Here is a 12,756-nt window from a genome sequence, read left to right on the forward strand (position 1 = left end):
CAGGACGGTGCGCGCCGGGCCTGCGTCACTCCACGCCCGGGCGCGGGCGCCGGGGGCGGCCCCGGCGTCGCCCCCGGCCTGTCGTCACGCCTCGTCCGGCTCCGGCTCCTCGTCGTGCCACGCCTCGGCCGGATTGCCCAGCCAGCGGCTGTCCGCGGGGATGGACTCCGCCCGCATCACCAGCGACGCGGGACCCAGCGTGCTGCGGGCCCCGACCTCGCTGCCGGGCAGCACGATGCCACCGGGACCGAGCGTGGACCCGGCGCGGAGCACCACCGTATCCATCCGCATGATCCGGTCGTGGAAGAGGTGGGTCTGCAGCACGCAGCCGCGGTTCACGCTCACCCCGTCCTCGAGGGTGACCAGGTCGGCCTCGGGCAGCCAGTAGCTCTCGCACCACACGCCCCGGCCGATCCGCGCGCCCAGCCCCCGCAGCCACAGGTTCATCACCGGCGTGCCGGGCACCGCCCCGACCAGCCACGGCACCGCGAGCACCTCCACGAAGGTGTCGGCCAGTTCGTTGCGCCACACGAAGCCGCTCCACAGCGGGCGTTCCACCGCCCGGAACCGGCCGACGAGCAGCCACTTCGCGGCGATCGACACCACGGCGGCCACGCCGCCCGCGGCCAGCAGCAGCGGCCCCGACAGCAGCGCCATCGCCAGGATCCCGCTCTGCGCCAGGCGCGCCAGCGCCGCCAGGACCAGGACGGTCAGCGCCGCCGAGAACACGACCGGCACCAGCCGGCAGACCTCGACGAGGCCGCGCGCCCACATCAGGCGGGCGGGCGGCTCGTACGTCAGGCTCTGGTCGCCGTCGTCCGCGGTACGCGGCAGCCGCACCGGCGGCATGCCGAGGTAGGAGCGGCCCTCCTTGGCCTTCTTCGGCGTGGCCGACAGGACCCCGACCAGGCCGCGGTCCGGGACGGCGCGCCCGGGTGCGGTCATGCCGGAGTTGCCGAGGAACGCGCGCTCGCCGATCTCGGCCGGGCCGATCCGCAGCCAGCCGCCGCCCAGCTGGTACGGGGCGACCAGGACGTCGTCGGCGAGGAAGGCGCCGTCGCCGACGGTGGTGAGGCTGGGAATCGCCAGCACCGTGGAGACCTCGGCCCCGCTGCCGACCTTCATGCCCAGCGCGCGCAGCCACACCGGGGTGATCAGCCCGGCGTACAGCGGGAAGAGCCGGTCGCGGGCGGTGTCCATGAGCTGGATCACCGTCCAGGACTGCCAGCCCACGCGGCTGTGCAGCGGGTGCCAGCCGGGGCTCAGGCCCAGGCTCAGCAGCCGGACGGCGGCCAGCAGCAGCGCCGCGTAGGTCAGGCCGAACGCCAGGGTGGCGGGCACCAGGGCGATGAGCGTGCCCCGGAGCGCGTCCGCGAGGCCGCTGTCGGTGGGCACCAGAGCGCCGGCGACCGCCAGCGCCGCGAGGGCGGCGGCCAGCGGGAGCAGCGTCAGGCCCAGCCCGCTTGCGCCGTACGCCGCGGCCCAGTGTGCCCGGCGGGCGGGGCGCTGCTTGGGCCAGCGCCGCTCGGCCCGGCCCAGCTTGACCGCGGGGGCGCCCGCCCAGCGCTGACCGGTGGGGACCTGACCGGTCACGCTGGAGCCGGCCGCGATCTGCGCCCGCTTTCCGATCCGCGCGCCGGGCAGCAGGGTGCTGCGGGTGCCGACCACGGCGCCCGAGCCGACCTTCACCGGGCCGACCTCCAGCCGGTCGCCGTCGAGCCAGTAGCCGCTGAGGTCGACCTCGGCCTCGATCGCGCAGCCCCGGCCGAGCTTGAGCATGCCGGTGACGGGCGGCAGCGAGTGCAGGTCCACGTCCGGGGCGATGCGGGCGCCCAGCGCCCGGCCGTACCGGATCAGCCACGCGCCGGACAGCGCCGTCGCCCCGGTGGCCTCCGCCAGCCGCTCGGCGGCCCACAGCCGCAGGTGGACGCTGCCGCCGCGCGGGTAGCTGCCCGGCTTCAGCCCGAGCAGCAGCAGCCGGGCCCCGGCGGCGGCCAGCGCCAGCCGGCCGGGCGGGCTGAACAGGAGTGCGGCCGCGGCCGCGATCAGCCACCAGGAGGCGGTCGGCGCCCACGGGTAGTGGCCGGTCCTGGCCAGGACGTTGCCCAGCGCCAGCAGTCCGGTCGTCCAGCGCAGCCCGGCCGGCGCGTACAGCGGCAGCAGCGCGAGCAGCTGCACGGCCTTGGCGCGATCGGGGACCGGCGCGATCTGCCTGGCCTGCCGGTCGCCGCGCACCGAGCGGTCCAGCATCCGGGCCAGCTTGCGCACGGTGGAGGCCTGGTAGATGTCGACGACGGCCACCGACGGGAAGCGCGTACGCAGCAGCGTGGTGAGCTGGGCGGCGGCGAGGCTGCCGCCGCCCATCGCGAAGAAGTCGTCGCGGGCTTCGAGGACCGGCACGCCGAGGACCTCGGTCCACTGCTCGGCCACCCACGCCTCGGTGCCGCGCAGCGGCTCGGCGGACTCCTCGGCGGAAGCGGGTACCGCGGACTCGGGCAGCGGCCAGGGCAGTGCGGCCCGGTCCACCTTGCCGGAGGTCCTGGTCGGCAGCGTCTCCACGGTCGCCAGCAGCGGCACCAGCGCGGCGGGCAGCCGTGCGGTCAGCTCGGCGACGGCCGCGGCCCGGTCCCAGCCGTCGCCGGCCACCACGTAGCCGACCAGCAACTGGTTGCCGCGCCGGGTCGTGCGTACGGCCGCGGCGGCGCCGGCGACGCCGGGCAGCGCCTGGAGGGCGGCGTCCACCTCGCCCAGCTCGATCCGCCGGCCGCCGAGCTTGATCTGCTCGTCGGCCCGGCCGAGGAACAGCAGCCCTTCCGGCTCGGCCTTCACCAGGTCGCCGCTGCGGTACGCGCGCCGCCAGCCGAGCGACTCCAGGGGCGCGTACTTCTCCGCGTCCTTTTCTGCGTCCAGGTAGCGCGCCAGTCCGACGCCGCCGATGATCAGCTGGCCGGTGCCGCCCATGGGCACGGGCTCGCCGGCCTCGTCCACCACGGCCAGCTCCCAGCCGTCCAACGGCAGGCCGATCCGTACCGGCCCCTCGCCGGTCAGCAGCGCCGCGCAGGCGACGACGGTGGCCTCGGTCGGGCCGTAGGTGTTCCAGACCTCGCGGCCCTCGGTGACCAGGCGCTCGACCAGCTCGGGCGGGCACGCCTCGCCGCCGAAGATCAGCAGCCGCACCTCGTTGAGTGCCTCGGCGGGCCACAGCGCGGCGAGCGTGGGCACCGTGGACACCACGGTGATCTCCTGCTCGGCCAGCCACGGGCCCAGGTCGCTGCCGCCGCGCACCTGCGAGCGCGGCACCGGCACCAGGCAGGCGCCGTTGCGCCAGGCCAGCCACATCTCCTCGCAGGACGCGTCGAAGGCGACCGACAGGGACGCCATCACGCGGTCGCCCGGACCGATCGGTTCCTCCTGGAGGAACAGCGCGGCCTCGGCGTCGACGAAGGCGGCGGCATTGCGGTGGGTGACCGCGACGCCCTTGGGGCGGCCGGTGGAGCCCGAGGTGAAGATGATCCACGCGTCGTCGTCGGGAGAGGGACGGCGGGCGCCGGTGCTGCGAGCGGCAGACACGGCGGTACGGGAATCCGGCCCGGCGCTACGGGCGGTGGGCTCGGTGCCACGGGCGCCGGCTGCGGAGCCACGGGCTGCGCCGGCCGGGGTCAGGGTGCGGTCGGCGCCCAGCACGGCGGCCACGCCCGCCTCACCGAAGACCAGCTCCGCCCGCTCGTCCGGGTCCTCGGCGTCCACCGGCACGTACGCGGCGCCCGCCGCGAGCACGGCCAGGATGCACACGTAGAGGTCGTTGCTGCCCGACGGCACCCGGACACCCACCCGGTCGCCCGGGCCGATCCCGGCCGCGGCCAGCCTGCGCCGCAGCCCGTCGACCTCCGCGGCCAGCGCGCGGTACGTCAGCGCGGTGCGGCCGTCGTCCAGCGCCGGCTCCTGCGGGTGGGCGAGAACGGTCGCGTGGAGCACGTCCATCAGCGTCCGGGGCCCGGCCGCCGGACGTCCGGCGAACCGGGCGGGCGGAACGGCGGGCCGCTCGTCCGCGCCGATCGGATCGGCGGCGTCGGCCGTGTCCGTGGCGCGGCTCGTACCGGCGGCGCCGGCCGTATCCGTCGCGCGGGTCGCGTCGGTCACATCGGTCGCGCCGAGTTCGCTCATCAGCAGGTCCGCGTCCCGCAGCGGGTCGCTCTGCACCTTCAGATCCATGCGCTCCTCGTCCCTCGTCCCCTTTCGGGGGTCCTGCACCCAGCTCCGGGCGCGTGATGAAATGCCCTCACGGGCGCCGCATCCGTACCAAAAGCAAGCCAAGCCGACCAATACTAAGTGCCTCGCGCGCGCGGCGCTTCCTGAGCGGGTGCGCCGGTACCCCGCGCGACTCCCTCCCCGCTTGGCGGCGCACCCCCTCTGACCTGTGTGGAAAGCGGGACGTTGACCTCTCGAACTGACGCACCGTCAGATGCCGGAATGTGCCGCAACACACACCGCGGGCGGCGACTTGGGCCGCCGGGGGGCCAGTTGGGCGGTAGGGCGGTTGGACGTCCAGGTCGCACGGCAGCGGCCCAGCACCGGCGTGCCACGCTTCCGGAAACAGCCGGGCCAATGACTCACGGGAATCGGCATCCCTCCGCCCGGTCCCCATATCACGAAAGCGTTCCCGGGAACCGGAAGTCATGAATTCTTTCCCGGCAGGATCCGAGGCTGCCGTGTCAATCCCTTGACAATTATGTCACACAAAGCCATCGTTGTGATCATGGTAAATTTCACCGCTGAACACAAGGCGTTTCGTGAATTAGTCCGGAACTTCGCCGAGAAGGAAATCGGGCCGTTCGCAGATGAATGGGAAGCGAAGGGGATCTTCCCCGCACACGAACTGTTTCCGAAGCTGGGCCGGCTCGGCCTGCTCGGCGTGGAGTACGACGAGAAATACGGCGGACAGGGCGCGGACCACCTCTTCACGGTGATCCTGCACGAGGAACTCGGCCGGGTCGGCCCCGGTGGCGTGGCCCTGGGGATCGGTGTCCAGACGGACATGGCGACCCCGTCGCTGCACAATTTCGGCACCGAGGAACTCAAGCAGAAGTACCTGGTCCCGGCGATCAAGGGCGAGGCGGTCTGCTCGGTCGCGGTGACCGAGCCCGATGTGGGCTCCGACGTGGTGGCCTTGCGTACCCGCGCGGTGCGCGACGGCGACGACTGGGTGATCAACGGCTCGAAGCTCTACATCACCAATGGCGCCCAGGCCGACTGGATCTGCCTGCTGGCCCGTACGTCCGACAAGCCCGGCTACGGCAGCTTCTCGCAGATCGTCGTTCCGACGGACGCGCCCGGCTTCGAAGTCCACCGCAAGCTCGACAAGCTCGGCATGCGCTCCTCCGACACCGCGGAGCTGACGTTCACCGACGTGCGGGTCCCGGTCGGCAACACGATCGGCGAGATCGGCCTGGGCTTCTACCAGCAGATGAGCCAATTCCAGAACGAGCGCCTGTCGCTCAGCTACACCGCGGTCGGCGGCATGGAGACGGCCCTGGCCCGGACCGCGGACTACCTCAAGGCCCGCCAGGCCTTCGGCAAGCCCTTGATCGACCAGCAGTACATAGGCTTCACGCTGGCCGAGCTGAGCGGTCGGCTGGACATGCTGCGGCACTACAACTACACGGCCGCGGAGGCGTACATCCGCGGTGAGGACGTGAACCGGTTCGCGACCGTCGCGAAGCTCGAGGCGGGGCGGCTGGCCCGGGAGATCGCCGCGACCTGCCTGCAATTCCACGGCGGCCTCGGGTACATGGAGGAGATGTGGACCGCCCGGTACTTCCGGGACAGCCCGATGTGGTCGATCGGCGGCGGCGCCGACGAGGTCATGCTGTACGCCCTGTCCCGCCTGGACGGCTACCACGGGTGATCAGGGCGACCCCCAAATACGGAAAGGCCCCGTGGTCCCGCCCGGAGGCGGACCACGGGATCGCCGGGATCAGGCCCGGCCGCGCTGCGCGAACGAGCCGGCCGGTCCGGCGACGGCCGCGAGCCGGCGCCGGTCGACCTTCCCGGTCGCGGTGACGGGCATCCGGTCCACGACCGCCCAGAGCGGCGGCACCATGTACGACGGCAGAAGGTCGCCCAGGCGGTCCCTCAGGTCGGCGGGCGTGACCGCCGTCCCCGGCGTCAGCCGGACCGCGGCGACGAGCCGCTTGTCCATGCTGGTGCCGTCCGTGACCGTCACGTACGACTCCTCGACTCCCTCCTGAGCGTTCAGCGCCTCCCTGATCGCCTGCAGCTCGATGCGGAAGCCGCGGACCTTGACCTGGTCGTCCGCCCGTCCCACGAAGCGGATGTGGCCGGCTCCGTCGATACGCACCAGGTCACCGGTGCGGTAGAGCCGCTCGTCGACGTCCGGCGAGAAAAAGCCGAACGTCCGATCGGTTTCCGCCGTGTCATTGAGGTAGCCCGCCGCCAGGCCCTCCCCGGCGGCATACAGTTCCCCGACGGCCCCGGGCATCAGCAGTCTCGCGCGCTTGTCCAGGACATGGATCCGGGTTCCGGGGACCGGTGAACCGATGGGAAGCGGTCCGTCGATGCCGGCGGGATCACGCACCGAGTGGAATGTTGTGAAGGTCGTGTTCTCGGTCGGGCCGTAGGCGTTCGTGACGACGAGACCGGGGTGTTCGGTGAGGGCGTTCTTGATGTGCTCGTAGGGCACCACATCGCCGCCGGTCATGAGATGCCGCAGGCCGCCCAGCGTTTCCGGGGCGAATTCCTGTACGAGCCCGAAAAGGCCCGACGTGAGCCAGGCCACGGTGATCCGGCACTCCGCGAGAAAAGCACCGATTTCGTTCGGCAACAGCAATTCCGGTGGGCAGACCTCGATTGTCGCGCCCGTCAGCAGGCTCCCCCAGAGCTCCAGCGTGGAGGCGTCGAACGCGAGTGACGCCATACGGAGGAAGCGTTCGCCCGGGCCCAGCGACAGGTATTTGCCGTCGTGGACCAGCCGGATCACCCCGCGGTGCGGGATCGCCACGCCCTTCGGCTCACCCGTCGAGCCCGAGGTGAAGGCGATGTAGGCCAGTCGATCGGGATCGGGCCGGACCGGGGGCGCGCTCTCTGCGCCGGCCTCCCATCCCCGGCGCCAGGAACTGACCGTGGATATGCGGTGCGGCGCGAGACCGGCGGCCCCGTCCTCGGTCACGATCGCGGCGGCGGGAGACGCCTTTGCGATGATCCTCGCGGTGTGGGCCTCGGGTTGGGCCAGGTCGACTCCGATGTAGGCAGCGCCCGCCCAGAGGGTGCCCAGCACCGCCACGGTCTCCGCCACCGATCGGGGAACACCGATCAGCACGGTGTCGCCCTCGCGGACACCGGCGGCACGCAGCAGATGCGCCTGTTGGGCGGCGGCGACGGCCAGTTCGGCGTACGTGAGCTCCGATTCCGCATCGCGCACGGCCGGCACATCGGGCCATCGATCCGCCGCGATACGGAAGAGCTCGTCGACGGACGAGGACGGGAAGTCCTGGCTTGTGTCGTTGACGGTGTCGAGGATCTTCTGCGAATCGACGGAGATGCACCGGACGTCCGCCAGCGTCACGTCCACGCTGCCTGCCGCCATCGCCTGCGCGAGCTGTGCCACGGCGGCCGCGTAATCCTTGGCGAACCTCTCCGCCTCACCTGTGTTCCACAGGTCCGTCGCGTACTCGATGTGCCCCGCGAAGGATTGGCCGGAGCCGTCCAGCCGTACAGCGATGTCGAACCCGTTGCCACCGGGATCGGCGTCCTCGATACGAGCCGCTACGGGCTCGGCGTCACTCGTCTCCGGGTCGAGCCGGTCATCCATTCCGAAGAAAGCCTGGACGAGCGGATGACACCGACCGGACCGTTCCACACCCAGTCGGGTCACGATGTCGCCGAACGGAACCTCTCCCCGGTCCAGGCTCCACGCCAGCGATTCCTGAACACCGCGGACGAATTCCCGCGGCGCGAGATCGTCGTCGACGTCGACACGAACCGGAACAGGATTGCCGGGGCCGGCGACGCCGACGAGCAGAGTGCTCGCACCGGTCAGCCTGCTCAGCGTGAGGCCGAATGCGGCCAGGAGAACGGCGCGCGAAGGCGTATTCGATGTCTGCGATTGCCCGCGTACCGACATCGCGGTTTCGGTGGACAACTCAAGGGGGAGCCGGCCGCTGCGTGCGTCATGATGATGCGGACGAGGATTGTCCGACGGTATCTCCAGAACCGTCGGCGCCCCGGCCAGCCGGTCCGACCACGATTCGAGCGCGTGCCCGTCGTGCTCCATCACTGCCCTGCTCCGCTGCCATCACCCTTCAACTGCCCGAGTAAGGCGGCCTGCCGTCGGATGGTGGGGGCCCGGAGGACATCGACGGCCTTGATCGTGAGTCCGGAGGATTTTGTGATCTTCTCGATGAGGGAGATGAGCACGAACGAATCCCCGCCGGCGTCAAAAAAACTGGTGTCGTCGTCGAACGTGTCGTAGCCGAGCGCATCGTGCCAGGCGGAACGAACGAGACGGATGAGAGCGGATTGGTCCTGAACCGGCTCTTCCGCCTGTGCGGAGCTTATCGAGTCTGCCATGGTCTGCACCTCTCCAATTGATTATGTGTGGGTTATGAATTGGCTGACGTGACCGAGTCCAGTACGTCGGTCAGGTCCGCGAGCAGCGTGGCTTCCTCGCCCTCGGGCTTGAGGTAGAAATGCCCGCCGGGCAGCACTCGGAGCCGGAAGTCGCCGTCCGTCACGTCCGCCCAGTCGCGCATCTGCTCCGGGCTCACTTCGGAATCACCGTCACTGGCGTACCCGTAGACCGGGCAGTGCAGCGCAGGCCGTTCGCCACCGGAATAGCCGTCCGACAAGCGGTAGTCCGCGCGGATCGCGGGGAGGGCGATCTCCCTCATGACGGGGTTCTCGAAGGCGGTGGCGCGGCCGGCTTCCAGGCTCACGACGTGCGCGATGATTTCGTCGTCCGTGCCGGCGACCATGCGGCGACCGGCCATCGCCTGCGGGGGCAGCCTCGCGGACACGCACAACGCGGCCGGCGGACGGCCCTGTTCCTGCAGCCGCAGCGCCACCTCGTGGGCCACCGAAGCCCCCATGCAGTGGCCGAACAGCACCAGCCGTTGCTCTTTCAGTTCGCCGAGAGCCTCGGCGATGTCGTCCGCCAGGGCTTCCAGCGCGGGCGGGAACGGATCGTCGAACCGGTCCTCCCGGCCCGGGTACCGGACGGCCATGACGCCGATGTCCGACGGCAGTCCCGCGGGCCAGGTGCGGTAGAAGCCCGCCACGGCACCGGCGTGCGGGAAGCAGACCAGGTTCGTCTCGTACTCGTCGTCATCACGGAAGCGGCGTAACCACCGCTCTTCCACCGGATTCCTCATCGAACAGGTCCCCTTTCTGAAGGCGTTCAGCGGATGTCGTCGCCGGCCTCGGTGAAGAGGGCGTGCTCATACCGCATCGCGGTTCGGGGGCAGTGATGATGCGGTGGTCCCGCTCCACCCGGTATCGGGTCGGCTCGTCGCGCAGGTGGAGACGGTCGGGATCGCCGAGCAGGCCGGCGTGCTCTATCGGGTCGTGGCCGGTCGCGCAGTCAGGTTGTGCAGCGCCAATGGTGTGCAGTGTCAATATTGTGATGTGTCAGGCGTCCGATGCCCGGAGCATATTACCGCCGGGGTACTGATCCCTGATCATGTTCTCGGCGGCAAATCGAACTGCCGCTCGGCCGCCAAGCTGCCGCCGGTGGGGCGGCTCAGAGGCGGTCGAGGAGCTCGGGGGTGTAGAGGGCATCGGGTGTCGCGATGCCGGCCACCACGTCGAGGTAGATCTCGACAAGTGCCGGATCGGACTGCACGACCCGCAGCATGGAAAGGCGCTGCTCGTTGGGGGGCGCCAGCCGGGCGACGCCGAGGGTGGCCTGGTAGCCCGAGGCGAGTGCGGTGTCCCGGTCCTCGGCGAATCGGGCCAGGGCCGCGTCGAGTTGCGCGGGATCACCGCCGAGGGTGCTTCCAACCCCGCCGACCAGGCTTTCCACCTGCTGGAACGCATCGGTGATACCGCGTGCCGTGATGGAGTCCTTGTGGTGTCCGGCATCACCCACCAGCACCCAGCCGGGGCCGGCCGCCTGCCGGAAGAAATTCTGCTGATCGCCGCTGCCGCGCAGGCGCTCCGCCTGCTTGCCGTCCTGCAGCCGCTCGTACAGTGCGGGCGCGGTGGTGCGTATCTGCTCCTGGTAGGCGTGGAGCGCGTCGGTGCGGATCTCCTCGAAGCGGGACTGCGGGAAGTAGACCAGGACGAGGGTGGCCGCGTCGTTGGTGGGCACGGTGGCCACCCAGCTGCCGGGCCGCTCGTACAGCTCCACGTCCGCGGGCAGGTCCTGCCAGTACGTGTAGTACGCGCAGGTCATCAGCGGGTCCTGCACGGTGTACGGCGCCGCCACCAGCTGGGCGACGCTGGAGCGCATGCCGTCCGCGCCGATCACCAGACTCGCGCGCTCGGTGAAGGTCCGGTCCCCGCTTCGGCCCTCGACGCCGACGACCCGCCCCGCCTCGTCCCGCAGCAGACCGGTCACCCGGGTGCGCTCACGATATTCGGCGCCGGCCGCGACGGCCGCGTCCACCAGCAGCGCGTCCAGGACGTAGCGCCGGGGGGCGAACTTCGCCCGCTGCCCCGCCACGCCCCGGGCGTTCCCCTCGATGTGGATGTCGGCGACCTCGTAGACCGTCCGCTCCAGAGGCGGGCAGCCCGAGGCGCGGACCTGTTCCAGCACCCCCCAGCGGGCGAGTGCCGCGATCCCGGGCTGGTGGAGCAGGTGGGTGGAAAGGGTGTCGGAGCCGTACGCCGACTTCTCCAGCAGGAGCACGCGGTACCCCGCGCGGGCCAGTAACAGGGCGGTGGACGCGCCGGCGCAGCGTCCCCCCACCACAATGGCGTCGTACATGCGGATGCCTCACAACGGACGTCGGCGAGCGGTGGCTCGGAAGGGGGACATGTTCCGGACAGTGATCCGACAGGTCGTCATGCGGGGCGGCAACCGATCGCCCCGCGCAGCATACAACCGGCCCGGCGACGCAGGGTGACGATGATCGCATCATGCCTCCGGCTGCCGCCGCCGCTGGTCGCGGTGGCTTCGGCACCATGCCGCCGTTCTGCCGGACCACCGGCAGGACGGATCTTCGTCCGACCGTTTCCTCCCGTTATGTGATGAAGTGGAGCCAAGAGGCACATTGCGTCAGAATTGCGGATGATGCGTGGTTTCATGGCCCTGCCCGGTGCCGGTGAAAGGAAGACCTGCCGTGGTGCCGATGACCCTGGACGAGATCGCGGCGGCCGTCGGAGGTGTGCTGTACGACGTTCCCGAGCCGCGGGCGGTGGTGGACCGGGCCGCCGTCATCGACTCCCGGCACGCCGGGCCCGGTTGTCTGTTCGTCGCCCTGCCCGGAGAGCGCACCGACGGCCACCGCTTCGCCGCCGCAGCCGTCGCCTCCGGGGCGGTCGCGGTCCTCGCGGCGCGGCCGGTGGACGTTCCCGCCATCGTCGTTCCGGACCCGCTGGACGCGCTGGCGCGGCTCGCGCGTACGGTCATGACGAGGCTGGACTCCCCGACGGTCGTCGCATTGACCGGGTCGGCCGGAAAGACCGGCACCAAGGATCTGCTCAGTCAATTGCTGGCAAAAGCGGGCACCACCGTGGCGACCCCGCTGTCCTACAACAACCAGATCGGTCTGCCACTGACCGTCCTGCGGGCGGACGCCGCCACACGGTGCCTGCTGCTCGAGATGGGCGCCAGCCGTGCGGGACACATCACGTACCTGACCGGCATCGTCCCGCCGACCGTCGGCCTGGTGCTCAACGTGGGCACGGCCCACCTGGGTGAATTCGGCGGCAGCAAGGAGGCCATCGCCACGGCGAAGGGCGAGCTGGTCGAGGCGCTTCCCCCGGACGGCCTGGCCGTGCTGAACGCCGACGATCCGTATGTGATGGCGATGTCGGCCAGGACCACCGCGCGCGTGCTGACCTTCGGCAGGGCCGCCGGCGACGTACGCGCCACCCGAGTGGAGCTGGACCGGGACGGCCGTCCGTCGTTCACCCTGACGCACGACGGATCGAGCGCGCCCGTGCGGCTGGGCATGTACGGGGAGCACCACGTGGCCAATGCCACCGCCGCCGCTGCCGTCGCGCTCAGCCTCGGAGTCGCGCTCGACGATGTCGCGGAAACGCTGGGCTCGGCACGGCAGTTGACGCCCGGCAGGATGGAGGTCGTCGAGCGCCCGGACGGGGTGACGGTCGTCAACGACGCCTTCAACGCGAACCCCGATTCCATGGACGCCGCGCTGAACGCCCTGGCCGCCATGTCGGCGGGACGGCGCCGCACCATCGCCGTGCTGGGGGAAATGCGGGAACTCGGTGCCGAATCCGCGGCCTACCACGCCGAGCTGGGCCGACGCGTGGCCGCGGCGGGTGTCGCCGTTCTGGTCGCGGTCGGCGGGCTCGAGGCGGCGCTGGTCCATGGCCAGGCGCAGGCGCACGGCGTCAGCAGCACACTCGTGCCCGACCGCGACGCCGCCCTGGAATACCTTTCCGGCTGCCTGGCACCCGGCGATCTCGTGCTGGTGAAGGGCTCGCACAGCGCCGGGCTGGAGGAAACCGCCACGCGCCTGGCCAGACCTGATGCAGTAGTGATGACCACCTGACGCGGGGACGGATCCGGCCGGCATGCGGATGCCGGGGCATCGGGCACACAACGAACGCCGG

At 71.2% G+C, this 12,756-nt stretch carries 7 protein-coding genes; 2 read left to right on the top strand and 5 right to left on the bottom strand.

Annotated features, from left to right (window positions below; translation table 11 throughout):
* Positions 1 to 84: 84 nt before the first annotated feature.
* Complete coding sequence (locus tag ITX44_RS27490) at positions 85 to 3,981, bottom strand: Pls/PosA family non-ribosomal peptide synthetase (protein WP_372441009.1); 3,897 nt, start codon at positions 3,979 to 3,981, stop codon at positions 85 to 87.
* A gap of 775 nt (positions 3,982 to 4,756) precedes the next feature.
* Between ITX44_RS27490 and ITX44_RS27495 the strand changes: the two genes are divergently transcribed.
* Positions 4,757 to 5,905, top strand: a complete 1,149-nt coding sequence (locus ITX44_RS27495; RefSeq protein WP_205360097.1) for an acyl-CoA dehydrogenase family protein — start codon at positions 4,757 to 4,759, stop codon at positions 5,903 to 5,905.
* A gap of 69 nt (positions 5,906 to 5,974) precedes the next feature.
* Here the strand turns inward: ITX44_RS27495 and ITX44_RS27500 are convergent, their stop codons facing one another.
* The 4 genes from ITX44_RS27500 to ITX44_RS27515 all read right to left on the bottom strand — a co-directional run bounded on the left by ITX44_RS27500 (position 5,975) and on the right by ITX44_RS27515 (position 10,942).
* Positions 5,975 to 8,290: an amino acid adenylation domain-containing protein gene (locus ITX44_RS27500; RefSeq protein ID WP_236061808.1), complete on the bottom strand. Its 2,316-nt coding sequence runs from the start codon at positions 8,288 to 8,290 to the stop codon at positions 5,975 to 5,977.
* On the bottom strand, positions 8,290 to 8,586 hold the full coding sequence (locus ITX44_RS27505; protein ID WP_205360099.1) for a phosphopantetheine-binding protein: 297 nt from the start codon (positions 8,584 to 8,586) through the stop codon (positions 8,290 to 8,292). The genes ITX44_RS27500 and ITX44_RS27505 overlap by 1 nt, the downstream gene beginning before the upstream one ends.
* A gap of 32 nt (positions 8,587 to 8,618) precedes the next feature.
* Positions 8,619 to 9,386 (bottom strand): thioesterase II family protein, encoded by a 768-nt coding sequence (locus ITX44_RS27510; RefSeq protein ID WP_205360100.1) that lies wholly within the window; start codon positions 9,384 to 9,386, stop codon positions 8,619 to 8,621.
* 368 nt (positions 9,387 to 9,754) lie between these two features.
* A complete protein-coding gene (locus tag ITX44_RS27515) occupies positions 9,755 to 10,942 on the bottom strand; it encodes an FAD-dependent oxidoreductase (protein ID WP_205360101.1) in 1,188 nt (395 codons plus the stop codon).
* 355 nt (positions 10,943 to 11,297) lie between these two features.
* Here ITX44_RS27515 and ITX44_RS27520 point away from each other — a divergent pair, with 355 nt between their 5' ends.
* Entirely contained in the window at positions 11,298 to 12,695 is a 1,398-nt protein-coding gene (locus ITX44_RS27520) for a UDP-N-acetylmuramoyl-tripeptide--D-alanyl-D-alanine ligase (protein WP_205360102.1), read from the top strand.
* The last annotated feature ends 61 nt before the right edge of the window (positions 12,696 to 12,756 follow it).

It is taken from the genome of Actinacidiphila acididurans, assembly GCF_016918855.1.
GTDB classification, from domain to species: domain Bacteria; phylum Actinomycetota; class Actinomycetes; order Streptomycetales; family Streptomycetaceae; genus Actinacidiphila; species Actinacidiphila acididurans.

Coding starts and splice junctions, on each gene's coding strand:
- ITX44_RS27500 (WP_236061808.1), bottom strand. CDS start 8,290: ATGGAGCACGACGGGCACGCGCTCGAATCGTGGTCGGACCGGCTGGCC.
- ITX44_RS27495 (WP_205360097.1), top strand. CDS start 4,757: ATGGTAAATTTCACCGCTGAACACAAGGCGTTTCGTGAATTAGTCCGG.
- ITX44_RS27515 (WP_205360101.1), bottom strand. CDS start 10,942: ATGTACGACGCCATTGTGGTGGGGGGACGCTGCGCCGGCGCGTCCACC.
- ITX44_RS27505 (WP_205360099.1), bottom strand. CDS start 8,586: ATGGCAGACTCGATAAGCTCCGCACAGGCGGAAGAGCCGGTTCAGGAC.
- ITX44_RS27490 (WP_372441009.1), bottom strand. CDS start 3,981: ATGGACGTGCTCCACGCGACCGTTCTCGCCCACCCGCAGGAGCCGGCG.
- ITX44_RS27510 (WP_205360100.1), bottom strand. CDS start 9,386: ATGAGGAATCCGGTGGAAGAGCGGTGGTTACGCCGCTTCCGTGATGAC.